Genomic DNA, 21,876 nt, shown 5'->3' on the forward strand with positions numbered 1-21,876 from the left:
CTCGTCCCTTCCCGCCGCCGGGCCATCCTAGCCCGGCGGCGGGGGCGGGGGTCAATCGCCCTTGCGGCGTCGGCTGTCGCGCTGGATCGCCCTGATCTTCTTGGCGAAGCCGCGATGGCGGGCGCGCGCCTGCGCCAGCGTCTCGCTGTTGTGCCGGTCCTCGGCCTCGAGCTTGCGCCAGCGCGCCAGCCGCTCGGGCTCGAGCTCGCCCGCCTCGAGCGCGGCGCGCACCGCGCAGCCCGGCTCGGTCTCGTGCGCGCAGTCCGAGAAGCGGCAGGCGGCGGCGAGGTCGGTGATGTCCTCGAACACCTCGTCGATGCCCTCGGAACTGTCGGCGAGCTGCAGCTCGCGCATGCCCGGCGTGTCGATCAGCCAGCCCCCCGCCGCGCAGCGCCTGAGCGCCCGGTAGGTGGTGGTGTGCCGGCCCTTGGCGTCGTCCTCGCGGATGCCGGCGGTGGCCTCGGCCCCGCCGGTGAGCGCGTTCTGCAGCGTCGTCTTGCCGACGCCCGATGATCCGACCAGCGCCAGCGTCTGGCCCGGCCCGCACCATGGCACGAGCCGCGCGGCCTCATCGGCGTCGCGCGCATCGAGCGCCAGCGCCGTGACCAGCGGCGAGAGCCGCTCGGCCTGGCGCAGATAGGCGCGCGGATCCTCGGCGAGGTCGGCCTTGGTCAGGATCACCAGCGGCAGGCAGTCCGAGGCCGCGGCCAGCGCCACGTAGCGCTCGAGCCGGGCGGCGTTGAAATCGGCGTTGCAGCTGGTGACGATGCCGAGCGTGTCGACATTGGCGGCGACGAGCTGGCGCGCCACGGTGCGGCCGGCGGCCTTGCGGGCGATCTCGCCCTTGGGCGCGAGGCGCACGCGCGCCGCGCCGTCGCGCATGCCGACCCAGTCGCCGACCGCGAAGCTGCCGGCGCCCGACGGCGCGGCAAGCCGCACCGGCCCGTCGGGGGTGAGCGCCACCAGCAGGCTGCGATGCACCTCGGCCACGCGGGCGGGGGTGTCGCCGTCCTCGAGCTGACGCGCGAAATGGTCCGACCAGCCGAGGTCGGAAAGAGTGGGGGTATTCAATGCAATGGTCCCGTCACGAATATCGGAAGGCCCGCTGTCGCGGGCGGGTTCGCGTCGGGCTGGGGGCGGCGCTTCAGGCGGCCCCGGCCCGGAGGGCGATCACAATCTCCATGATGTCCTCCGTGTACGGGTGCGTGTGCGAATGGGTGAGAGGCTGGACGACGACCCAGACGGGGCTCGTTACGGCTGCTTCCTTCCGGACCTGACCGGGTTGGCGAGGCGCCTGCCCGCGCCAACCTCTCGCCGCCCATATAGGGAAAGGGCGCGGGGCACGCAAGGCCGCCTCGGCCGCGATTGCGCGCCCGGGGGCGCCGGGATCAGGCGGGCAGGGGCCACAGGCCCGCGGCGCGCGCGCCATCGAGCAGGCTTTCGGCCACATGCGTGGCGTGGCGGCCCTCGGTGGCGTTCAGGTCGGGCACCTGCACCACCGTCATGCCGGCCGCCATGCCGGCCTCGGCCCCGGTCTCGCTGTCCTCGAAGACGATGCAGCGCCCCGGCATCGCGCCGAGCCGGCGCGCCGCCTCGAGATAGGCGTCGGGGGCGGGCTTGGGCGCGTCGACGTCGTCGACGGTGACGATCGCCTTCATGTGCCGCTCGAGCCCGGCACGGCGGATCTTGCTCAGCCCCGGCGCGCGGCGGCTCGACGTGGCGATCGCCATCGGCAGGCCCAGCGCGGCGATGCGCGCGATCAGCGCCTCCGCCCCGGCCTTGAGCGGCAGCCCCTCGGCCGCGAGGCGGGCCTCGACCCGCGCGTCCCAGTCGGCGTAGAACCGCGCCGCGTCGAGCGGCCGGCCGGTGGCCTCGCGCACCCGCTCCATGCGGCGGTCGTCATGGACGCCGGCGAGGCTCTCGAAGAAGGCGGGCTCGATCTCGATGCCCTGCGCGCGCAGCGCCGGCACCGCCTCCTCGTTGCACAGCGTCTCGGTGTCGACCAACGTTCCGTCGAGGTCGAAGATCACGGCTTCGAAGCGTTGAGGCATCTCACGGTCCCTGTCCTGGCGGGGCCGCCATAGCGCCGCGACCCGCCGGAGTCGATGGGCCGCACCGCGCCGCGCGGGTCGAGGCTCAGCTCGAATCGCCACGCGCCGCCGGGAGCCGGCCCGACCAGGCGCAGGCCGGGCAGCCAGGGCGGCTCCGGCTGCGCGGCGTCGAACCAGCCCGCCGTGCCGGGCAGCGCGGCGAAGCGCCAGCCGCGGCGCGGCGGCGGGGCGGCCGGCCTGGCCCGCAGATGCGCGCGCAGCACCGCCCGCAGCTCGGGCTCGGCCACCGGCAGCCTGAGCCGCCCGGCGCGCAGCCGCTCGGCCAGCGGGTCGTCCATCTCCAGCCGGTGGCTGGCGACCGCGATCACGAAGCGGTCCTCGGGGCGCACCGGCCGGCCGGCATGGCGCAGCCCCGTCACGCGGCCCGCCCCGGCGGCGCGGCTGGCGTCGATGCGCCATTCGAGCCCGTCGAGCAGCTCGAAGCGATGCGGCGGCCGACCGCCGTCGAGCAGCGGCTGGTCCTGGCGGCCGGGCAGCAGGCGGCGGAACACGCGGGCGGAGTCCTCAAGCCAGTCGTGGAGGACCGCCCCCGGCAACTCGACCAGCCGCAGCCGGTCGGGATGCGGGCAGAGCGCGAAGAGATGCCGCGACGTCAGGGTGCCGCCGGGCAGGTCGGCGAAGCCGGCGCTCGGCTCCGGGCGGAACGGGTGCACCGCCGACAGGAGCGGCAGGCCGGCTGCGGGGTGGCCGCCCAAGAGCGCCCGCGCCGCCGCGCGCATGGCATCGGCCATCAGCTGCAGCGCCGGCGCCGGCGCCACCAGCGGGAAGGCGCCGCCGATCGGGGCCGGGGCGCGGCTCACCGGCCGGGCCAGCGCGCGCCGGGTGCGGGCATGGGCGGGCAGGGCGGCGCGCGTCACCGCCCAGTCGCAACCCTGCTCCGCGGTGTCCGGCGCCTGCAGCCGGGCTTGCCCGGCCACGACCCGCCACCCCGCGCGGTCGTCTTGCGCCAGCTGCAGGTCGATCACGCCCAGATGGCTTCCGAGCGCGCCGGGCATGGCGGTGGGCGGCCCCGGCAGGGCGGGGGCGCCGGCGGTCGGGTGCAGCGCATGGGTGTGGCCGAGAAACAGGGCGTCGATCCCGGCCAGCGCCGCGAGGCTGCGGGCGCTGTCGAGCCCGCCATGGCACAGCATGACGACGAGATCGGCACCGTTTTCCCGCAGCCGCCCCAGCGCCGCGCGCGCGGCCGGGGCCTGCGGGCCGGCGATGCCGCGACCGGCCCCGCCCTGCGCCCCGCGCGGCGGCAGCAGGCCGATCACGCCGATTCGCAAGACGTGCATCGCGCCGCGATCGTCGCGCAGATGGCGCTCCAGCATCAGCTCGCGCGGCAGGGCGGGGCCGGCGGGGTCGTCGAGATTGGCGCAGGTGACGGGATGGACGAGACCCGACAGCGCCGTCTCGAGCGCCGCGGCGCCGTGATCGAACTCGTGGTTGCCGAGCGTGCCGGCATCGAAGCCCATCGCGTTCATCGCCGCCACCACCGGGTGCGGCCCCGGCGCACCGGCCGCCAGCGCCCGGCTCGCCCGCTCCGCGGCCACGGTGCCGTGCAGGAAGTCGCCATTGTCGAACAGCAGGACGTTGGCGCCGCCCGCCCGGTGCGCCCGCACCAGCGGCGCCAGCCGCGCCAGCCCGCGTCCGGGCAGGGGCCGGTCCGCGATCTCGTCCCATGGCAGGATCTGGCCGTGCAGGTCCGTGGTGCAGAGCAGCCGCAGCCGCAGGCGCGCCGGCACGTCGCCCGCCGAGATCCCGGTTCCGTCCATCGCCCGCTCCCCCGTCCTTAGCATCGGTCAATACAACCTTAAGTAGAGTCTTTCGGTATCGCCAAGCTTTACATTCCTTTTTCGCGCCGCATTCTGCTGCCCGCGCCGCAACGTCATCGCGGCGAAGGGGAGGTGGAATGCGGCTGGCGGATCAGGTGACCTTCGGAGGCGGCGGGCTGGAGCGCTCGGCGGAACTGCGCGAGGACCGCGCGGCGCTGGACGCGTTGCTGGCGCGGCCCGAGGCGCGGATCCTGCCGGTCTGGCGCGGCCGGCCGCTCTGCGGCCCCACCGGGCTGTGGCTGCTGCCGCCGGCGCATCCGGCGCTGGCCAAGGCCGGCGGGGCGCGGCTGTTCCTCGGCCGGGATGCCTCCGGGGCGGGGCTCTGGGCGGTGGCGCTGCCGGACTGGGCCGAGGGGCTTGCCGGCAGCGGCGGCGAGGCGCTGGCCGAGGAGGTGGCGCATCCTGCGATCGGCGGTGCCGCGCGCTTCGTCGAGCTGCGCCGGCGGATGGCCGCGCTCGACCCGTTCGAGGCCGAGGTCGCCGCCACCGCGCGGGCGCTTCTGAACTGGCACGAGAGTCACCGCTTCTGCGCCCGCTGCGGCGCGGCGAGCGAGATCGCGCAGGCCGGCTGGCGGCGCGACTGCCCGGCCTGCGGCGCGCATCATTTCCCGCGCACCGACCCGGTGGTGATCATGCTGGTCACGCAGGGCGACCAGCTGCTGCTCGGCCGTTCGCCGCTCTGGCCCGAGCGGATGTTCTCGCTGCTGGCGGGCTTCGTCGAGCCCGGCGAGACGGTCGAGGCGGCGGTGCGGCGCGAGGTGCGCGAGGAGACCGGGGTGCGCTGCGGCCCGGTGCGCTACCTCGCCAGCCAGCCCTGGCCCTTCCCGAACTCGCTGATGCTGGGCTGCCGGGCCGAGGTCGAGGGCGGCGCGCGGCCGGGCTTCGTGCTCGATCCGGTGGAGATCGAGGCCGCGCACTGGGTCTCGCGCGAGCGGCTGGCCCGCGTCTTCGCCGGCCTCGACGACGAGATCCGCGCGCCACACCGCGGCGCCATCGCGGCCACCCTGATGTGGAACTGGCTTGCCGACCGGCTGGATTGACGCGACACATTGGGCAACGGGCCGCGCGGGCGGCCCCACCGAGGCAGAGCGAGCAGCGACATGGAACTGACCACCCGCCAACCGGTCGCGGCGCCGCGCGACTTCGTCTTCGCGCAGGCCAGCGACTTCGACGCCTTCGAACGCCTCGCCCTGCGGCGCGGCATCGCGGTCGACACCCGCGGCGCGGGCACCGCGCGGGGCTGGGGCGCGGAGGTGCCGATCATGGGCCGCACGCGCCGGATCGAGGCCGACCTGCAGCGCTACGACGCGCCCGAGGGCTACGAGGTGCTGGGCCGCGTCTCCGGGGTCGAGGTGCTGGTCCGGGTCGAGGTCTCCGCCGCGGCCGAGGGCGCCGCGCTGGGCCTGTCGGTCCGGCTCGGCGCGCAGGGCATGACCGGCAAGATGGCGCTGCAGCCGCTGGCGCTGATGCGCGGCAGCCTCGAGAGCCGCATGGCCGCGAAGCTCGAGGGCTACGCCCGCGAGATCGAGGCGCGCTGGGCGCGCAGCCGCGCCACCGCCTGAGGCCGGCTCGGTGGGCCGGCTCAGTCGCGCCGCGCCGGCTCGTGCCGCCGCGGCGCCGCCGGGAACACGCCCATCAGCTTGATGTGGTCGGTGAAGTAGTCGAGCTCGTCGAAGGCGAGCTGGACGTTGCGGTCGTCGGGGTGGCCCTCGATCTCGGCGTAGAACTGCGTGGCATGGAAGCTGCCGCCGACCATGTAGCTCTCGAGCTTGGTCATGTTGACGCCGTTGGTCGCGAAGCCGCCCATCGCCTTGTAGAGCGCGGCCGGGATGTTTCGCACGCGAAACACGAAGCTGGTCATCATGCCGCCCTTGCCGCGCCGCTTGAGGTCGGGCTCGCGCGCCATGACCAGAAAGCGCGTGGTGTTGCGGTCATGGTCCTCGATGTGCCGCGCCAGCACGTCGAGCCCGTAGATCTCGGCCGCGATCTCGGAAGCCAGCGCCGCCTGCGCCGGGTCGCCCCGCTCGGCCACGATCTTGGCCGAGCCGGCGGTGTCGGCGCCGGTCACCGTGCCGATGCCGTGCTCGCGCAGGAAGTCGCGGCACTGGCCGAGCAGCACGGTGTGGCTCATCGCGGTCTCGACCTCCGCCAGCCGCGCGCCCTTGACCCCGAGCAGGTTGATATGCACCCGCACGAAGGCCTCGTCGACGATGTGCAGACCGCTTTCGGGCAGCAGGTGGTGCACGTCGGCCACCCGGCCATAGGTCGAGTTCTCGACCGCGATCATGCCCAGTTCGGCGTCGCCGCGGCGCACCGCCTCAATCGCGTCCTCGAAGGTGGTGCAGGGCAGGGGCTCCATCTTCGGTCGCGCCTCGGCGCAGGCCTGGTGCCCGTAGGCGCCGAGCTCCCCTTGGAATGCGATGCGTCCGGCCATGCGGTGCCCTCCCTCAACAGGCGTCCCTCAAAGGGCATTTCGTCGCGGCTCTACACCTTGCGTCCCCGAGCGGGAAGCGGATACATACCCGCGAAACGCCGAACGGAATGGAACGCGACATGTTCGACACGATGACCCTGACCAAGGTCGTTGGCGGCCTCTGCGGCACGCTGCTGGTCTTCCTGCTGGGTGGCTGGGCCGCCGACATCATCTATGGCGGAGGCCACGGCGGTCATCATGGCGAGGTCGAGCAGGCCTATTCGATCCCGGTCGAGGATGCCGGCGGTGACGAGCCCGCCGAAGAGGCCGTACCGTTCGAGGAGGTCTTCGCCGCCGCCGACCCGGCCGCGGGCGAGGGCGTCTGGCGCAACTGCCGCTCCTGCCACGCGCTGGAAGAGGGCGTGAACGGCACCGGCCCCTCCCTCTACGGCGTGGTCGGCCGCGAGATCGGCGCCGAGGCGGGCTACAGCTACTCGGGCGCGCTCAAGGCCGTGGCCGAGGTCTGGACCCCCGAGAACCTGAACGGCTTCCTCGAGGCGCCGCGCGACTGGGCCCCGGGCACCAAGATGACCTATAACGGCCTGCGGGACGTCGAGGACCGCGCCAACCTGATCGCCTACCTGCAGACCATCGGCGGCTGATCCGCCGGTTCTGCGCCGGATTTCGCAAAAGGGCCGCCCGCCGAGGGCGGCCCTTCGCATGTCGGGGTGGCCGGAACCCGCGCAGCGCTCACGCATTCTCGCCTTGAACGTCAGGCCGTTGGGCCGCTAGCCTCGCCGTCAGGCCCGTTCGCCCCAAGGAGCGCAAGATGTCCGCCAGACGCCACCCTGCCGCCGCCGCCACGATCGACGCCCCGCTGCGCGGGCCCAGTCTCTGGTTGACCGGATCGGCGCTGGCGCTGGGCGCGCTCCTCGTCGCCGCGCCGCTCGCGGCGCAGGAGGCGGCGGGCGACGCGGAGGTGATCGTCAGCCACGGCTACACCAATTTCGGCGATCTGAAATACGGCCCCGACTTCGAACATCTCGACTACGTCAACCCCGACGCGCCCAAGGGCGGCGAGATCAGCCAGTGGTCGCAGGGCACCTTCGACAGCTTCAACTCCTACTCGCGGCAAGGCGTGGCCGCGGCGCTGAACTCGCTGCCGCACGAGCGGCTGATGACCGGTACCGCCGACGATCCCTACGGGCTCTACTGCTACCTCTGCACCACCATCGAGTACCCGGCGAGCCGCGACTGGGTGATCTTCAACCTGCGCGACGACGTGACCTTCGCCGACGGCACGCCGATGACCGCCGAGGACATCAAGTTCACCAACCAGCTCTTCCTCGAGCAGGGCATCGCCGAGTACCGCGCCGTGGTCGAGGGCTTCCTCGAGACGGTCGAGGTGCTCGACACGCACCGCATCAAGTTCACCTTCACCGAGGAGGCGCCGCGCCGCGACGTGATCGGCTTCGCCGGCAACACCCCCGCCTTTTCTAAGGCGTGGTTCGAAGAGACCGGCGCGCGGATCGACGAGAGCACGCAGGAACCCTTCATGGGCACCGGCCCCTACGAGCTGAAGGAATTCGACATCAACCGGCGCATCGTCTACGGCCGCAACGAGAATTTCTGGGGCGCGGACGTGCCGCTCAATGTCGGGCGCAACAACTTCGACACCATCCGGGTCGAGTATTTCGCCGACAGCGCCGCCGCCTTCGAGGGGTTCAAGTCGGGCGAGTACACCTTCCGGGTCGAGAACTCGTCGAAGGACTGGGCCACCGGCTACGACTTCCCGGCGGTGCAGAAGGGCTGGGTCAAGACCGAGGAGATCCCCGACGGCACCATCGCCGGCGCGCAGGCCTTCGTGTTCAACCTCGACGACCCGACCTGGCAGGACCCGCGCGTCCGCGAGGCGATCGGCATGATGTTCAACTTCGAATGGTCGAACGAGTCGCTGTTCTACGGGCTTTACGAGCGGGTCGAGAGCTTCTGGGAGAACTCCGACCTCGAGGCCACCGGCACGCCGTCCGAGGGCGAGCTGGCGATCCTCGGGCCGCTGGTCGAGGAAGGCCTGCTCGACGAGAGCATCCTCACCGAGGAGGTGCGCGGCGCGCCGGTGCTCTCGGCCGCGGCCAACACCCCCGACCGCGCCACCTATCGCCGCGCCGGGCGGCTTCTGGAGGAGGCCGGCTGGACCATCGGTGACGGCGGCGTGCGGACCAAGGACGGCGAGGTGCTCGACCTCGTCTTCCTGCAGTTCAGCCCGCAATTCGACCGCATCGTGAACCCGATCATCGAGAACCTGTCGCGGCTCGGCGTGCAGGCCAAGCTGGAGCGGGTCGACAGCGCGCAATATGTCGAGCGCCGCCGCTCGGGCGATTTCGACCTCGTGAACCACACCTTCGGCATGGGTTTCGAGCCCGGCGTGGGGCTCGAGCAGTGGTACGCCTCCAAGACCGCCGACGACAGCTCGCGCAACCTGATGCGGCTGCGCAACCCGGCGGTGGACCGGCTGGTCAAGACGGTGATCGACGCCGAGACGCTGGACGAGCTGACCACCTCGGTGCATGCGCTCGACCGGGTGCTCAGGGCCGAGATCATCTGGGTGCCGCAATGGTACAAGGACGTGCACACGGTGGCCTATTACGACATGTATCGTCATCCCGACCCGATGCCGCCCTTCGCCCTGGGCGAGCTGGATTTCTGGTGGTACGACGCCGAGGCCGCGGACGGGCTCCGCGCCGCCGGCGCGCTGCGCTGAGGATCGCGCGACCGCATGGGAGCCTACATCCTCAGACGACTGCTGCTCGTGATCCCGACGCTGCTCGGGATCATGATCATCAACTTCGCGCTGGTGCAGTTCGTGCCGGGCGGGCCGATCGAGCAGATCATCGCCCAGATCGAGGGCGGCGGCGACGTGTTCGAGAGCATCGCCGGCGGCGGCGGCGAGATCTCGGGCGGCTCCGACAGCGAGTATGTCGGCGCCCGCGGCCTGCCGCCGGAGTTCATCGCCGAGCTCGAGCGCGAGTTCGGCTTCGACAAGCCGCCGCTCGAGCGCTTCCTCAACATGATGTGGAACTACATCCGCTTCGATTTCGGCGAGAGCTACTTCCGCTCGATCTCGGTGATCGACCTCGTGCTGGAAAAGATGCCGGTCTCGATCACGCTGGGCCTGTGGTCGACGCTGCTGGCCTACCTGATCTCGATCCCGCTCGGGATCCGCAAGGCGGTGCGCGACGGCTCCTCCTTCGACACCTGGACCTCGGGCGCGATCATCGTGGGCTACGCCATCCCGGGCTTCCTCTTCGCGATCCTCCTGATCGTGCTCTTCGCCGGCGGCTCATATTTCCGGATCTTCCCGCTCAGGGGCCTGACCTCCGACAACTGGGAGAGCCTGTCGCTGATCGGCAAGGTGCTCGACTATTTCTGGCACATCGCGCTGCCGGTGCTGGCCTCGACCATCTCGGCCTTCGCGACGCTGACGCTGCTGACCAAGAACTCCTTCCTCGACGAGATCAAGAAGCAGTACGTGATGACCGCCCGCGCCAAGGGGCTGGGCGAACGGCAGGTCCTCTACGGCCACGTCTTCCGCAACGCCATGCTGATCGTGATCTCGGGCTTTCCGGCGCTGTTCATCGGCGTGTTCTTCGGCGGCAGCCTGATCATCGAGACGCTGTTCTCGCTCGACGGTCTGGGGCGGCTGGGCTTCGAGGCGGCGGTGGCGCGCGACTACCCGGTGGTGTTCGGCACGCTCTTCGCCTTCTCGCTTCTGGGCCTGATCGTCGGCATCGTGACCGATCTCACCTACGTGCTGATCGACCCGCGCATCGACTTCGAACGGAGGGGCTGAATGGCGCTGTCGCCGCTCAACGCGCGCCGCTGGCGCAACTTCAAGCGCAACCGCCGGGCGCTATGGTCGCTGGTGATCTTCTCGATCCTGTTCGGGCTGAGCCTGTTCGCCGAGCTTCTCGCCAATGACCGGCCGCTTCTGGTGAGCTACCGCGGCGAGTGGCGCAGCCCGATCGTCAGCTTCTATTCCGAGCAGGATTTCGGCGGCGACTTCCCGACCGAGGCCGCCTATTCCGACCCGGAGGTCGAGTGCCTGATCGTCACCGGGGGCCTCGGCGACTGCTTCGTGCAGCCCGAGGCGCTGATCGCGGCGGTGGAGGCGGGGGGCGAGCTGCCTGCGCTCGAAGAGAGCGACCCGGCCGATTTCGCGCCCGGCTGGGTGATCTGGCCGCCGATCCCCTATGCCTACGACACCATCGTCGACGTTCCGGGCGTCGCGCCGGCGCCGCCCAGCGAGACCAACTGGCTCGGCACCGACGACACCAAGCGCGACGTGGTGGCGCGCGTGATCTACGGCTTCCGCCTGTCGATCTTCTTCGCGATCATCGTCACGCTGGCCTCCTCGCTGATCGGTATCGTGGCGGGCGCGGTGCAGGGCTATTTCGGCGGCTGGACCGACCTGATCTTCCAGCGGATCATCGAGATCTGGACCGGCACGCCCTCGCTCTACGTGATCATCATCGTCTTCGCGATACTGGGGCGAAGTTTCTGGCTGCTTGTAGGATTGACAGTGCTGTTCGGCTGGCCGGCGCTGGTGGGCGTGGTCCGGGCCGAGTTCCTGCGCGCCCGCAACTTCGAATACATCCGCGCCGCCCGCGCGCTCGGCGTCACCGACACCACCATCATGTTCCGCCACATGCTGCCCAACGCCATGGTCGCCACCGTCACCATGCTGCCCTTCCTCGTCACCGGCGCGATCGGCACGCTGGCCTCGCTCGACTTCCTGGGCTTCGGCCTGCCGTCCTCGGCGCCGTCGCTGGGGGAACTGACGCTGCAGGCCAAGCAGAACCTGCAGGCGCCGTGGCTCGGCTTCACCGCCTTCTTCACCTTTGCGATCATGCTGTCGCTTCTGGTGTTCATCTTCGAAGGGGTGCGCGACGCCTTCGACCCGAGAAAGACCTTCCAATGAGCGCCGACACGATCCTCGACGTGCGCGACCTGAAGGTCGATTTCCGGCAGGATGGCGGGCTGGTGCCGGCGGTGCGCGGCGTCTCCTTCACCGTGGGCCGCGGCGAGACCGTGGCGCTGGTGGGCGAGAGCGGCTCGGGCAAGTCGGTCACCGCGCTTTCGACCGTGCAGCTTCTGGGCGAGAACGCCGCCGTCTCGGGCTCGGTCAGCTACGAGGGCCGCGAGATGGTCGGCGCGCCGGAGGGCGACCTGCGCCGGGTGCGCGGCAACGACATCTCCTTCATCTTCCAGGAGCCGATGACCTCGCTCAACCCGCTGCACACGCTGGAGCGGCAGCTGCGCGAGTCGATCGAGCTGCACCAGGGCCTGCGCGGCGAGGCGGTGCGCGTGCGCATCATCGAGCTGCTCACCCGCGTCGGCATCCGCGACCCCGAGAGCCGGCTCGACGCCTATCCGCACCAGCTTTCGGGCGGGCAGCGGCAGCGGGTGATGATCGCCATGGCGCTGTCGAACAACCCCGACCTGCTGATCGCCGACGAGCCGACCACCGCGCTCGACGTGACGATCCAGGCGCAGATCCTCGAGCTGCTGGCCGAACTCAAGCGCGACACCGGCATGTCGATGCTGTTCATCACCCACGACCTCGGCATCGTGCGCCGCATCGCCGACCGGGTCTGCGTGATGAAGGACGGCGAGATCGTCGAGCAGGGCGCGACCGAATCGATCTTCCGCGACCCGCAGCACCCCTACACGCGGATGCTGCTCGAGGCCGAATCCGGCGGCCACCCGGACCCGGTGCCGAACGACGCGCAGGTGGTGGCCGAGACCGAGCACCTGAAGATCTGGTTCCCGATCCAGCGCGGCCTGCTCAAGCGCACGGTGGGCCACGTCAAGGCGGTGAACGACGCGACGCTGAGCGTGCGCGCGGGCGAGACCGTCGGCATCGTCGGCGAAAGCGGCTCGGGCAAGACCACGCTGGCGCTGGCCATGGTCAGGCTGATCGGCTCGGAGGGGCGCATCCTGTTCGACGGGCAGGAGATCCAGCACCTGACCCAGCGCCGGATGCGACCCTTACGCTCCGAGATCCAGATCGTGTTTCAGGACCCGTTCGGCTCGCTCAGCCCGCGCATGACGGTGGCGCAGATCATCTCCGAGGGTCTGGGCGTCCACGGCGTCGAGACCGGCCGCGACAAGCGCGAGATGGTGGCCGAGATCATGGCCGAGGTCGGGCTCGAGCCCTCGGCCATGGACCGCTACCCGCACGAGTTCTCGGGCGGCCAGCGCCAGCGCATCGCCATCGCCCGGGCGCTGATCCTGCGGCCGCGTCTGATCGTGCTCGACGAGCCGACCTCGGCGCTCGACATGACGGTGCAGGTGCAGATCGTCGAGCTGTTGCGCGAACTGCAGCGCAAGTACCGCCTCGCCTACGTCTTCATCAGCCACGACCTGAAGGTGGTGCGCGCACTCAGCCACAAGGTGATGGTGATGAAGAACGGCGACGTGGTCGAGGCGGGCAGCGCCGGCGCGATCTTCGACGCGCCGGAGACCGACTACACCCGCCAGCTCATGGCCGCCGCGTTCTGAGACCGGCCGCGCCCCCGTATGGGGGCGGGCCAAGCGCATCCGGAGAGCGGGCTCAGTCGAAGCGGAACCGCGCCGCGCCGAGACCCGCGATCTCGACCGTGCAGTCCTGCCCCGGCGCGACCGGGCCGACGCCCTCGGGCGTGCCGGTCATGATCAGGTCGCCCGGCTGCAGGGTCACGAGGCGCGAGAGATGGGCGACGATCTCGGCCACGCTCCATGTCATCTGCGACAGGTCCGCCTCCTGCCGGGTCTCGCCGTCGACGAGGCAGGCGATCCGGCCCTTTGCGGGGTGTCCGATCTGGCTGGCGGGCGCGAAGGGGCCGAGCACCGCCGAGGCGTCGAAGCCCTTGGCCATGTCCCAGGGCCGCCGCATCGCCTTGGCCTCGGCCTGCATGTCGCGCCGCGTCAGGTCGTTGCCGGCGCAGTAGCCCCAGACGTGGTCGAGCGCATCGGCGGCTTCGATGTCGCGCCCGCCGGTGCCGATCAGCGCGCAGAGCTCGGCCTCGTGGTGCAGGTCGGTCGTCGCGGGCGGGTAGGGGAGGGCCGCGCCGGTGGCCACGGCGGCGCTGGCGGGCTTGGTGAAGAAGAAGGGCGGCTCGCGCTCGTCATTGCCCATCTCGCGCGCATGGGCGGCGTAGTTGCGCCCGACGCAGAAGATCCGGTGCAGCGCGACCTCGAGCTCCGGGTCGGTGGTGGCAAAGCGCGCGGGCGCGGGCGGGGTAACGGCGAGGCGGGGCATGGGATCTCCCTGTTTGGTCCGGCTGCCATCAAGGCCGAACCGGGTCCCCGAAACAAGACGGCGCCGCATCCCGGGAGGAGGAGGATGCGGCGCCGAAAGGGTCGTCCCGTGCTGGGAGAAGGCTCAGGACGGCCCGATCATGAAACACATGCTGCCGCGCGCCTGCAGCCGGCGGCAGGCGAGGTCGGCGGCCTCGTTGGTCAGACCCATGAAGTTGGCGTCGAAGCCGCCCGAACGCTGCACCACGCGGCGCAGCCCGCCATCGAGCGCGCCCGGCTCGTTCAGCGCGGTCTGGATCAGCACCCGCTCGGCCTGGCCGCGGCTGTTGTAGCGCCCGACATTGATGCCCCAAAGCCGGCCGCCGGAGGTCGAGACGCGGGTGACCACCTCGGGCGGCGACTGCATCTTCGAGCTGTCGACCGGCGCGATGGCCGCCGCGGTCATGATGATCTCGGTGGGGCGCGGTTCGGGCGTGGTCTCGGGGGCCTCAGCCAGCCCGGCCTCGGCAAAGAGCTTCGCCGTTTCGGGCGCCATCTCCGACAGGTCGGTGACCGGCGCCGCGGGCTCGGGCTCGGCCGCGGGCTGCGCCGCCGCCACCGTCACCGCGCCCTGCGCCGGCGCCGCCTCAGCAGAGGCGGGCGCCGTCCCGCTGGGCGCGGCAGATACCAAAAGTGCCGCGGCCAGCGCATCCTCGATGCCGCTCGCGGTGGCGACCTGCACGGCGGCGGTGCCGGGCCGGATCTGCGGGCGCAGGCTGCGGCCGACCACGCCGCTGACGCGGATCGTGTGGGCGCCGCTGGTCGGCTTCGGCACGGGCGCGGCCGCGACCAGCGCCGGGCTCGCCGCGCCGACGCTGCCGGCCGGGGTGGCGAAGCCCTTGTCGAGCAGCTTCATGATCTGCGCGTTGCGGTTGGCGGTCGAGGTGCCGCCGAACACGGTGGCGATGATCCGCCGGTCGCCCCGCCGGGCCGAGGCCACGAGGTTGTAGCCGGCGGCGTTGGTGAAGCCGGTCTTGATGCCGTCGGCGCCGTCATAGGCGTCGAGGAAGCGGCGGTTGGTGTTGTTGACCTGCCGGATGCCGGCATCGGCGGTGCGGCGCGAGAACAGGTTATAATATTGCGGAAAGTCGTAGATCATGTGCCGGCCCAGCACCGTCATGTCGCGGGCGGTCGACATGTGGCCCTGCTCGGTCAGGCCGTGCATGTTGACGAAGCTGGTGTTGCGCATGCCCATCGCCTGCGCCGTCGCGTTCATGCGCTTGGCGAAGCCTTCCTGGCTGCCCGACAGCGCGACGCCGATCGCGGTGGCGGCGTCGTTGGCCGATTTCACGGCCGCGGCGCGCAGCAGGTAGCGGAAGCGGATCTTCTGGCCGGTGCGCAGCCCTAGCTTGGAGGGCGGCTCGGCCGCCGCCTCGCGCGGGATGGTCACCTCGGTGTCCAGCCCGATCTCGCCGCGCTGGATCGCCTGGAAGGCGATGTAGAGCGTCATCATCTTGGTCAGAGATGCGGGGTGAAGCCGGGTGTCGGCGTTCTCCTCGTGGATGACGGCCCCGGTCTTTGCGTCCACGACCATCGCGGCGTATGGCGCTGAGTGGGCGCCGGTCGCGAGGGTGATGGACGCGATGAGAGTGGTGATCAGAAACAGCCCGCATCGGGCCGTCTGCGACAGACGACTGCTCACTGCATTGCCCTTTTTCTGCCTCGAGTCACCGATGCGTTGCCGGCAACTTTATTGTTCGCATCACGGTAGCATGGACGTCACGTCACGAAAATAGCCGAATTTCCAACCGGTTTGGAAACGAAGCTGAGGCGCGGCGCGGCAAGGCGCGCCTCGACTCGCACAGACAGGGCAAGGCGAAGCCTGCTCAAGGGGATGGCCGATCCGCCCCGCCGCGCGGCTTGTGGCGAAAAGGCCGCATCGCAAGCGCCAAGGCGCTCAGGCCGGGATCAGCTCTTCAACCAGCGCGGGCAGATCGGCCATGGCCGAGAGCCGGCGGAACCGCGGGTGCCCGCGCGGCGCCTCTGCCTCCTCCAGCGCCCAGGTGGTTTCGTGCGGAAGATGCACGCCCCAGCCACCGGCCTCGATCACCGGGATCACGTCGGACTTCAGCGAATTGCCGATCATCAGGGTGCGCTCGGGCGCGAATCCGTGGCGCGCGAAGATCGCCGAATAGACCGGGGCGGTCTTGTCGCTGACGATCTCGACCGCGTCGAAATGATCGCCCAGCCCCGACTGCGCCAGCTTGCGCTCCTGGTCGAGAAGGTCGCCCTTGGTGATCAGCACCAGCCGCGCCTCGCCGGTCAGCGCCGAGACCGCCTTCTCGACGCCGGGCAGAAGCTCGATCGGATGCGCCAGCATCTCGCGGCCCATCGCCACGATCTCGCCGATCGCGCTGGCCGGCACGCGTTCCTCGCTGACCTCGATCGCGGTCTCGATCATCGACAGGGTGAAGGCCTTGATGCCGAATCCGTAGCGCCCGAGGTTGCGCCGCTCGGCGTCGAGCAGCCGCTCGCGCAGCCGCTCGGGGCCCGCGTGATCGGCCAGCAGCTCGACGAAACGGTCCTGGGTGGAGCGGAAGAACCGCTCATTGTGCCACAACGTGTCGTCGGCATCGAAGGCGACGGTCCGGAGCTGCGGCATGAAGGTCTCCTCGATCGGTCTTTTCAGCGGGGACAGGGCGCTTATATAACGAGGCCAGAGCGCGGATGGCAACGAAACGCGGGGACCCGTGGGAGACATGGCGGAATTGCGGATGACGACGCGGCGGGACGAGACCGGCATGGCGGGCGACGATGCCGGCCCGGACGACCTCACCGGGGTCAAGACCGAGACCCGCCCGAAGACCAAGCGCCCGCCGCTCTACAAGGTGCTGATCCTCAACGACGACTACACGCCGATGGAGTTCGTCGTGCACGTGCTCGAGCGGTTCTTCAACCTGAACCACGCCCAGGCCTTCGAGCTGATGCTGACCGTGCACAAGAAGGGCCTCGCCGTGGTGGGGGTGTTTTCCTACGAGGTGGCCGAGACCAAGGTGGCGCAGGTGATGGATTTCGCGCAGCGCCACCAGCACCCGTTGCAATGCACCATGGAAAGGGAATAGGGGCGGCCCTCGTCTTGCCGTCGCCATCGTGAGGACCCCATGGCCGAAGCTCGTCTGACCACCGCCATCGACAGCGGCGCGCTCGCGCTGCCCGAGGGCGAGATCCTGGCGCTGCGCCCCTCCGGCGAGACCGACCTCTCGGCGCTGCCCCGGGACCGGACGCGGATCCTGCACGGCTTTCGTCCCGACATCGACCGCCTGACCGCCGCCGGCTGGCAGGTGGAGAGCGACGAGAGCGTGGCCCCCGCGGCCGCCGCGATCGTCTTCGTGCCGCGCTCCAAGCCGCTGGCGCGCGCGCTGGTGGCGCAGGCCGCGCGCCTCGCGCCGCTGGTGATCGTCGACGGGCAGAAGACCGATGGCGTGGACGGTCTGTTTCGCGACCTGCGCCGCCGCCTCGGCGACCTGGCCTCGGTGACGCGCGCGCATGGCCGGCTGTTCTGGTTCGACGCGGCCGAAGTCGACCTGGCGGACTGGGCCGCGCCCGCCCCGGCCGAGATCGGCGAGGGCTTCGTCACGCAATGGGGCGCCTTCTCGGCCGACGGCCCGGATCGCGGCTCGCAGCTGCTGGTGCAGGCGCTGCCCGCGAAGCTGCCGGGGCGGTTGGCCGATCTCGGCGCCGGCTGGGGCTATCTCGCGCGCCACGCGCTGGCGCGCGAGGGCGTCAAGAGCATCGACCTGATCGAGGCCGAGAAGCTGGCGCTCGACTGCGCGCGGGCCAACGTCACCGACGCGCGCGCCGCCTTTCATTGGGAAGACGTCACCCGGTTCAAGCCGGCGGCGCTTTACGACGGCATCCTGTGCAACCCGCCCTTCCACACCGGCCGCGCCGCTGACCCGGCGCTGGGCCGCGCCTTCATCGCCTCCGCGGCGCGGATGCTGCAGCCCGCCGGGCAGCTGTGGCTGGTGGCCAACCGGCACTTGCCCTACGAGGCGGCTTTGCGCGAGGCTTTCCGGACCGTCGAGGAGATCGGCGGCGATTCCGCGTTCAAGCTGTTCCACGCGGTCCGGCCGCAGAAATCCCGCTGACAGGTTCCCCCACAGGAGCACCCCATGAGCTTTTCCATCGCCGGCAAGACCGCGATCGTGACCGGGGCGGCGCATGGCGTCGGCCTCGCCATCGCCCGCGCCATGGTCGAGGCCGGGGCCAACGTGGTCTTCGTCGATCGCGACGAGGCCGCGCTCGAGCGCGAGACCTCGGTGCTGCGCGAGGCCGACGGGCCGGTGCGCCACTTCGCAGGCGACCTGCGCGAGCGGCTGACCATCACCAACCTTCTGTCCTTCACCATCGACGCCTTCGACCGGATCGACATCGTGGTCAACGCGGCGCGTCAGGTGGCGCCCTCGGACCCGTTCGACATCGAGGATGATTCGGTGTCGCGGCTGCTCGACCAGAACCTGATGTCGGCGTTGCGGCTCAGCCAGGCCGCGGCCAAGCGGATGATCAAGCAGGCCGATCCCGAGGCCGAGGGCTCGATCGGCTCGATCATCAATCTCAGCTCGATCGCCGCGCGGCTGACCCATCCCGAGCTCTTGGCCTACTCGGTCAGCTGCGCCGCGCTCGACCAGATGACCCGCTCGATGGCGGTGGCGCTGGCGCCCAAGCGCATCCGGGTCAACGCCGTGGCCTTCGGCTCGGTGATGAGCGCCTCGCTCAAGCAGTCGCTCTCGGATCACGACGAGATGCGCGAGGCGATCCTGCACTGCACGCCGCTCGGTCGCATCGCCTCGGCCAGCGAGGTGTCGGACGCGGTGCAGTATCTCGCCTCCGACGCCTCGGCCTTCGTCACGGGCCAGGTGATCACCGTCGATGGCGGCCGCAGCCTGATCGACCCCAGCCACGTCGCCGCCCACTGAGGCGGCGCGCCCCGGTCACCCGGGGCCCGGTCACTCCGGCCCGGTCACTCGGGATAGCGCGCCTGGCACTGCGCGACGGCGGCGCGCTCGGCCTGCTGCTGGCGGTCGCGGCGGTCGAGCAGCTGGTTGAGCTTCACCTGCTCCTGCGCGAGGTCGAGCGTGACCGGCTCGGTCACCGTCTCGGTGTTCACCACGTCGCAGAAGCGCCGGCCGGTGGTGCCGTCCTCCCGGCGGTATTCGCAGAACTCGCGCTCGGTGCGCAGCACCTCGCGCTGCTCGAGCCCGTAGCCGCGCGCGAGATTGCCGCGCGTCTCGGCGATCAGCGCGTTCAGCACCCGGCCTTCGCGCAGCGCCGAGGAGACGCAGGCCTCGCGCGGGGTGGCGCAGGCGGCAAGGGCGAGGGGCAGGGCGAGCAACAGAAACGGGCGCATTCGGGGTAACTCCGGCTGAATCGAGCCCGCCGGTCGCATGGCGGACCCGTGCACGCAATGCTAGAACGGGTTGATATGCAATAGCATGGGGGCACGCATGACCGCGACGGCGATGCAGGACGAGAAACAGCAGGCGGCGGCGTGGTTCCGCACGCTGCGCGACGAGATCGTCGCCGCGTTCGAGGGGCTCGAGGACGCGCAGTCGGACGGCCCGCTCTCCGACCGGGCCGCCGGCCGCTTCGAGGTCACGCCGACCACGCGCACCGGCGACGAGGGCGAGGATGCCGGCGGTGGCCTGATGAGCGTGATGCGCGGCGGCCGGGTGTTCGAGAAGGTCGGCGTCAACGTCTCGACCGTCTACGGCACGCTCGGCGCCAAGGCGCAGGCGGCGATGGCGGCGCGCGGCGTGCCGGGCATCGAGGCGGACCCGCGCTTCTGGGCCTCGGGCATCAGCCTCGTCGCGCATATGCAGAACCCGCATGTGCCGGCCGTGCACATGAACACCCGGATGTTCTGGACCCCGAACGCCTGGTGGTTCGGCGGCGGCGCCGACCTCAATCCCTGCATCGAATACGCCGAGGACACCGCGCAGTTCCATGCCGTTCTCAAGGCGCATCTCGACCCGCATGGCGAAGGACACTACCCGCGGCTCAAGGACTGGGCCGACGAGTATTTCTTCATCCCGCACCGCAACCGGGCGCGCGGCGTCGGCGGCATCTTCATGGACGATCTGTGCACCGGCGACTGGGCGGCGGATTTCGCGCTGACGCAGGATATCGGCCGGGCCTTCCTGCCGGCCTGGCTGCCGCTGGCCGAGAAGCGCCGCGCCACGCCCTGGGGCGAAGCCGACCGCGAGGCGCAGCTTCTGCATCGCGGGCTCTACGCGGAATACAACCTCGTCTACGACCGCGGCACCAAGTTCGGGCTGGCCACCGGCCACGATCCCGACGCGGTGCTGATGAGCCTGCCGCCGCTGGCGAAATGGGCCTGACGTTTCAACGGCTTTGACCGCGTCTCGCCGGCCGTGCCATGCTTGGGACGGGGAGACGCGGGAGGCTTGAGATGTACCAGACGGAGCCTGAACCCAAGGCCCAGCGCGAGCTGAACTCGGCCGAGATCGGCGCGCTGGCGCATCTGTGGCGCGGCGAGAACTACCGCTCGACGATCTGGCGCACCCGTCTCGACACCACCACCAACTGGTCGGTGGTGACGCTGGGCATCGCGCTGTCGATCGCCTTCGCCTCGCGCGAGGCCTCGCCGCTGCCACTGGTGCTGGTGGGCATCCTGATCCTGTTCTTCCTGATGCTGGAGGCGCGGCGCTACCGCTACTTCAACGTCTGGCGCGCCCGCTGCCGCTGGCTCGAGACGCATTTCTACGCGCCGATGCTGCAGGATGGCGACCTGCGGCTGGGCGAGGGCTGGCAGAAGACGCTGGCCGAGGATTACTGGGTGCCGCGCTACCACGTGTCGTTCTGGGTCGCGGTGGGCCGCCGGATCCGGCGCAACTACCTGTGGATCCTGTTGATCCAGACCGTCGCCTATATCGGCAAGCTGATCGTCCACCCCAACCCGGTCCAGAACTTCGAGCAGTTCGTCGACCGCGCCGCGATCGGCCCGCTGCCGGGGCTGGTGGTGCTGGCGGCGGGCCTGTTCTACGTCTTCGCCTGGTCGGGCTGGGCGGTGCAGAGCTGGCTGCACGACCGCCGCCGCTGGGGCTCGGTGCAGCGCCCCTCCGGGATGGGTTAGCGGCGCTCGCGCAGCGTCTCGATCATCAGCGCCACGTTGTCGGGGTCGGCGTCGGGCGTGATGCCGTGACCGAGGTTGAAGACATGCGGGCCCTGCGACAGCGCCTCGCGGATGCGGCGGATCTCGGCCACCATCTCGGCGCCGCCGGTCACCATGTGGCGGCTGGCGAGGTTGCCCTGCACGCAGGCCAGCGGCTGCACGTGTCGGGCCGCCCATTCGGGGCTGACCGCGTCGTCGATGGCGATGCAGTCAGCGCCGATCGCGCGCGCCGCGTCGGCGAAGCGTTCGCCCGCGCCGCGCGGGAAGGCGATCACCGGCAGGCCGGGATGGCGCGCCTTCAGCGCCGCGGTGATCCGCGCCATCGGCGCGATCGAGTAGCGGTCGAGATCGTCGCCCTCGAGCGAGCCGGCCCAGCTGTCGAAGATCTTCACCGTCTCGGCCCCGGCCGCGACCTGCGCCGAGAGATACTCGATCGTCGCCTCGGTGATGCGGTCGATCAGCGCGTCGAACTCGGCCCGGTTCTCGGCCTTGAGCGCGTGTGCCGGGCCCTGGTCGGGCGTGCCGCGCCCGGCGATCATGTAGGTGGCCACGGTCCAGGGCGCGCCGGCGAAGCCGATCAGCGCCGTCTCGCGCGGCAGCTCGCGCGACAGGATCCTGACCGTCTCGTAGACCGGGGCGAGATGCTCGTGGATCGCCTCGGCCGGCTTCAGCGCCGCGACGCCGCCCTTCTCCATGATCGGCGACAGCCGCGGCCCCTCGCCGGTGACGAACCACAGGTCGAGCCCCAGCGCCTGCGGCACCAGCAGAATGTCGGCGAACAGGATCGCGGCGTCGAAGCCGAAGCGGCGGATCGGCTGCAGCGTCACCTCGGCCGCGAGCTCCGGGTTGTAGCACAGCGACAGGAAGTCGCCCGCCTGCGCGCGGGTGGCGCGGTATTCGGGCAGGTAGCGCCCGGCCTGGCGCATCATCCAGACCGGCGGCACCGGCAGGGTCTCGCCGGCAAGGGCGCGCAGCAGAAGCTTCGACGGGGGGGTGGGGGCATCGGTCATGCATCCTCGTCCCGCCGCGCGGGGCGGATGTCAAGCGCGGGCGGCGCGGCCCGGC

At 71.0% G+C, this 21,876-nt stretch carries 21 protein-coding genes and 1 other RNA gene; 12 read left to right on the forward strand and 10 right to left on the reverse strand.

Annotated features, from left to right (window positions below; all coding sequences use genetic code 11):
* Window positions 1-51: 51 nt before the first annotated feature.
* The 4 genes from rsgA to BLT43_RS14050 all read right to left on the reverse strand — a co-directional run bounded on the left by rsgA (window position 52) and on the right by BLT43_RS14050 (window position 3,868).
* On the reverse strand, window positions 52-1,071 hold the full coding sequence (rsgA, locus tag BLT43_RS14035; protein ID WP_090113829.1) for a ribosome small subunit-dependent GTPase A: 1,020 nt from the start codon (window positions 1,069-1,071) through the stop codon (window positions 52-54).
* Between the two features lie 144 nt (window positions 1,072-1,215).
* Window positions 1,216-1,314, reverse strand: an RNA gene (gene ffs, locus BLT43_RS14040) — signal recognition particle sRNA small type.
* A gap of 74 nt (window positions 1,315-1,388) precedes the next feature.
* Window positions 1,389-2,051 (reverse strand): HAD family hydrolase, encoded by a 663-nt coding sequence (locus BLT43_RS19170; protein WP_090113831.1) that lies wholly within the window; start codon window positions 2,049-2,051, stop codon window positions 1,389-1,391.
* Window positions 2,027-3,868 carry a 5'-nucleotidase C-terminal domain-containing protein gene (locus BLT43_RS14050; protein WP_165612622.1) on the reverse strand — a complete coding sequence of 614 codons (1,842 nt, stop codon included), beginning with the start codon at window positions 3,866-3,868 and terminating at the stop codon, window positions 2,027-2,029. The genes BLT43_RS19170 and BLT43_RS14050 overlap by 25 nt, the downstream gene beginning before the upstream one ends.
* Before the next feature lie 137 nt (window positions 3,869-4,005).
* Here BLT43_RS14050 and nudC point away from each other — a divergent pair, with 137 nt between their 5' ends.
* Both nudC and BLT43_RS14060 read left to right on the forward strand, forming a co-directional pair.
* Window positions 4,006-4,968, forward strand: coding sequence for an NAD(+) diphosphatase (nudC, locus tag BLT43_RS14055; protein WP_090113836.1), 963 nt, complete (start codon window positions 4,006-4,008; stop codon window positions 4,966-4,968).
* A 60-nt stretch (window positions 4,969-5,028) separates the two neighbouring features.
* On the forward strand, window positions 5,029-5,490 hold the full coding sequence (locus BLT43_RS14060) for an SRPBCC family protein (protein WP_090113837.1): 462 nt from the start codon (window positions 5,029-5,031) through the stop codon (window positions 5,488-5,490).
* Window positions 5,491-5,510: 20 nt separating this feature from the next.
* Here the strand turns inward: BLT43_RS14060 and BLT43_RS14065 are convergent, their stop codons facing one another.
* On the reverse strand, window positions 5,511-6,362 hold the full coding sequence (locus tag BLT43_RS14065; protein ID WP_090113840.1) for a prephenate dehydratase: 852 nt from the start codon (window positions 6,360-6,362) through the stop codon (window positions 5,511-5,513).
* A gap of 119 nt (window positions 6,363-6,481) precedes the next feature.
* Here BLT43_RS14065 and BLT43_RS14070 point away from each other — a divergent pair, with 119 nt between their 5' ends.
* From BLT43_RS14070 to BLT43_RS14090, 5 genes are all read left to right on the forward strand, one after another.
* Window positions 6,482-7,003: a c-type cytochrome gene (locus BLT43_RS14070; RefSeq protein ID WP_090114124.1), complete on the forward strand. Its 522-nt coding sequence runs from the start codon at window positions 6,482-6,484 to the stop codon at window positions 7,001-7,003.
* Window positions 7,004-7,170: 167 nt separating this feature from the next.
* Window positions 7,171-9,102 carry an extracellular solute-binding protein gene (locus BLT43_RS14075; RefSeq protein WP_090113842.1) on the forward strand — a complete coding sequence of 644 codons (1,932 nt, stop codon included), beginning with the start codon at window positions 7,171-7,173 and terminating at the stop codon, window positions 9,100-9,102.
* Between the two features lie 15 nt (window positions 9,103-9,117).
* The gene (locus BLT43_RS14080; protein ID WP_090113844.1) at window positions 9,118-10,191 is read left to right on the forward strand and encodes a microcin C ABC transporter permease YejB; all 1,074 of its coding nucleotides are present in this window, start codon (window positions 9,118-9,120) and stop codon (window positions 10,189-10,191) included.
* A complete protein-coding gene (locus BLT43_RS14085) occupies window positions 10,192-11,319 on the forward strand; it encodes an ABC transporter permease (protein WP_090113846.1) in 1,128 nt (375 codons plus the stop codon). It begins immediately after the preceding gene.
* On the forward strand, window positions 11,316-12,902 hold the full coding sequence (locus tag BLT43_RS14090; RefSeq protein ID WP_090113848.1) for an ABC transporter ATP-binding protein: 1,587 nt from the start codon (window positions 11,316-11,318) through the stop codon (window positions 12,900-12,902). Before BLT43_RS14085 ends, BLT43_RS14090 begins: the two co-directional genes overlap by 4 nt.
* 52 nt (window positions 12,903-12,954) lie before the next feature.
* On the opposite strand, the gene BLT43_RS14095 is transcribed toward BLT43_RS14090, so the two are convergent.
* The 3 genes from BLT43_RS14095 to BLT43_RS14105 form a co-directional block, all read right to left on the reverse strand.
* Window positions 12,955-13,641 (reverse strand): fumarylacetoacetate hydrolase family protein, encoded by a 687-nt coding sequence (locus BLT43_RS14095; RefSeq protein ID WP_090113850.1) that lies wholly within the window; start codon window positions 13,639-13,641, stop codon window positions 12,955-12,957.
* Window positions 13,642-13,764: 123 nt separating this feature from the next.
* Complete coding sequence (locus BLT43_RS14100; protein WP_165612623.1) at window positions 13,765-15,213, reverse strand: D-alanyl-D-alanine carboxypeptidase family protein; 1,449 nt, start codon at window positions 15,211-15,213, stop codon at window positions 13,765-13,767.
* A 363-nt stretch (window positions 15,214-15,576) separates the two neighbouring features.
* Entirely contained in the window at window positions 15,577-16,281 is a 705-nt protein-coding gene (locus BLT43_RS14105) for an HAD family hydrolase (protein ID WP_090113853.1), read from the reverse strand.
* Window positions 16,282-16,420: 139 nt separating this feature from the next.
* Between BLT43_RS14105 and clpS the strand changes: the two genes are divergently transcribed.
* The 3 genes from clpS to BLT43_RS14120 are packed head-to-tail and all read left to right on the forward strand — an operon-like array spanning window position 16,421 to window position 18,595.
* On the forward strand, window positions 16,421-16,741 hold the full coding sequence (gene clpS / locus BLT43_RS14110; protein WP_090114126.1) for an ATP-dependent Clp protease adapter ClpS: 321 nt from the start codon (window positions 16,421-16,423) through the stop codon (window positions 16,739-16,741).
* A gap of 39 nt (window positions 16,742-16,780) precedes the next feature.
* Complete coding sequence (locus BLT43_RS14115) at window positions 16,781-17,767, forward strand: class I SAM-dependent methyltransferase (RefSeq protein WP_090113855.1); 987 nt, start codon at window positions 16,781-16,783, stop codon at window positions 17,765-17,767.
* A gap of 24 nt (window positions 17,768-17,791) precedes the next feature.
* Window positions 17,792-18,595 (forward strand): SDR family NAD(P)-dependent oxidoreductase, encoded by an 804-nt coding sequence (locus BLT43_RS14120; protein WP_090113857.1) that lies wholly within the window; start codon window positions 17,792-17,794, stop codon window positions 18,593-18,595.
* Window positions 18,596-18,639: 44 nt separating this feature from the next.
* Here the strand turns inward: BLT43_RS14120 and BLT43_RS14125 are convergent, their stop codons facing one another.
* A complete protein-coding gene (locus tag BLT43_RS14125; protein WP_090113859.1) occupies window positions 18,640-19,026 on the reverse strand; it encodes a hypothetical protein in 387 nt (128 codons plus the stop codon).
* A gap of 97 nt (window positions 19,027-19,123) precedes the next feature.
* On the opposite strand from BLT43_RS14125, the gene hemF reads away from it, so the two are divergent.
* Both hemF and BLT43_RS14135 read left to right on the forward strand, forming a co-directional pair.
* Window positions 19,124-20,017: an oxygen-dependent coproporphyrinogen oxidase gene (hemF, locus tag BLT43_RS14130; protein ID WP_090113860.1), complete on the forward strand. Its 894-nt coding sequence runs from the start codon at window positions 19,124-19,126 to the stop codon at window positions 20,015-20,017.
* A 71-nt stretch (window positions 20,018-20,088) separates the two neighbouring features.
* Entirely contained in the window at window positions 20,089-20,772 is a 684-nt protein-coding gene (locus BLT43_RS14135; RefSeq protein ID WP_090113862.1) for a DUF2270 domain-containing protein, read from the forward strand.
* On the opposite strand, the gene hemE is transcribed toward BLT43_RS14135, so the two are convergent.
* Window positions 20,769-21,821, reverse strand: coding sequence for a uroporphyrinogen decarboxylase (gene hemE / locus BLT43_RS14140; RefSeq protein WP_090113864.1), 1,053 nt, complete (start codon window positions 21,819-21,821; stop codon window positions 20,769-20,771). The genes BLT43_RS14135 and hemE overlap by 4 nt on opposite strands.
* Window positions 21,822-21,876: the final 55 nt, after the last annotated feature.

It is taken from the genome of Limimaricola pyoseonensis (genome assembly GCF_900102015.1).
Taxonomy (GTDB): Bacteria; Pseudomonadota; Alphaproteobacteria; order Rhodobacterales; family Rhodobacteraceae; genus Limimaricola; species Limimaricola pyoseonensis.

Coding starts and splice junctions, on each gene's coding strand:
- BLT43_RS19170 (WP_090113831.1), bottom strand. CDS start 2,051: ATGCCTCAACGCTTCGAAGCCGTGATCTTCGACCTCGACGGAACGTTG.
- BLT43_RS14050 (WP_165612622.1), bottom strand. CDS start 3,868: ATGGACGGAACCGGGATCTCGGCGGGCGACGTGCCGGCGCGCCTGCGG.
- nudC (WP_090113836.1), top strand. CDS start 4,006: ATGCGGCTGGCGGATCAGGTGACCTTCGGAGGCGGCGGGCTGGAGCGC.
- BLT43_RS14060 (WP_090113837.1), top strand. CDS start 5,029: ATGGAACTGACCACCCGCCAACCGGTCGCGGCGCCGCGCGACTTCGTC.
- BLT43_RS14065 (WP_090113840.1), bottom strand. CDS start 6,362: ATGGCCGGACGCATCGCATTCCAAGGGGAGCTCGGCGCCTACGGGCAC.
- BLT43_RS14070 (WP_090114124.1), top strand. CDS start 6,482: ATGTTCGACACGATGACCCTGACCAAGGTCGTTGGCGGCCTCTGCGGC.
- BLT43_RS14075 (WP_090113842.1), top strand. CDS start 7,171: ATGTCCGCCAGACGCCACCCTGCCGCCGCCGCCACGATCGACGCCCCG.
- BLT43_RS14080 (WP_090113844.1), top strand. CDS start 9,118: ATGGGAGCCTACATCCTCAGACGACTGCTGCTCGTGATCCCGACGCTG.
- BLT43_RS14085 (WP_090113846.1), top strand. CDS start 10,192: ATGGCGCTGTCGCCGCTCAACGCGCGCCGCTGGCGCAACTTCAAGCGC.
- BLT43_RS14090 (WP_090113848.1), top strand. CDS start 11,316: ATGAGCGCCGACACGATCCTCGACGTGCGCGACCTGAAGGTCGATTTC.
- BLT43_RS14095 (WP_090113850.1), bottom strand. CDS start 13,641: ATGCCCCGCCTCGCCGTTACCCCGCCCGCGCCCGCGCGCTTTGCCACC.
- BLT43_RS14100 (WP_165612623.1), bottom strand. CDS start 15,213: ATGGTCGTGGACGCAAAGACCGGGGCCGTCATCCACGAGGAGAACGCC.
- BLT43_RS14105 (WP_090113853.1), bottom strand. CDS start 16,281: ATGCCGCAGCTCCGGACCGTCGCCTTCGATGCCGACGACACGTTGTGG.
- clpS (WP_090114126.1), top strand. CDS start 16,421: ATGGCGGGCGACGATGCCGGCCCGGACGACCTCACCGGGGTCAAGACC.
- BLT43_RS14115 (WP_090113855.1), top strand. CDS start 16,781: ATGGCCGAAGCTCGTCTGACCACCGCCATCGACAGCGGCGCGCTCGCG.
- BLT43_RS14120 (WP_090113857.1), top strand. CDS start 17,792: ATGAGCTTTTCCATCGCCGGCAAGACCGCGATCGTGACCGGGGCGGCG.
- BLT43_RS14125 (WP_090113859.1), bottom strand. CDS start 19,026: ATGCGCCCGTTTCTGTTGCTCGCCCTGCCCCTCGCCCTTGCCGCCTGC.
- hemF (WP_090113860.1), top strand. CDS start 19,124: ATGACCGCGACGGCGATGCAGGACGAGAAACAGCAGGCGGCGGCGTGG.
- BLT43_RS14135 (WP_090113862.1), top strand. CDS start 20,089: ATGTACCAGACGGAGCCTGAACCCAAGGCCCAGCGCGAGCTGAACTCG.
- hemE (WP_090113864.1), bottom strand. CDS start 21,821: ATGACCGATGCCCCCACCCCCCCGTCGAAGCTTCTGCTGCGCGCCCTT.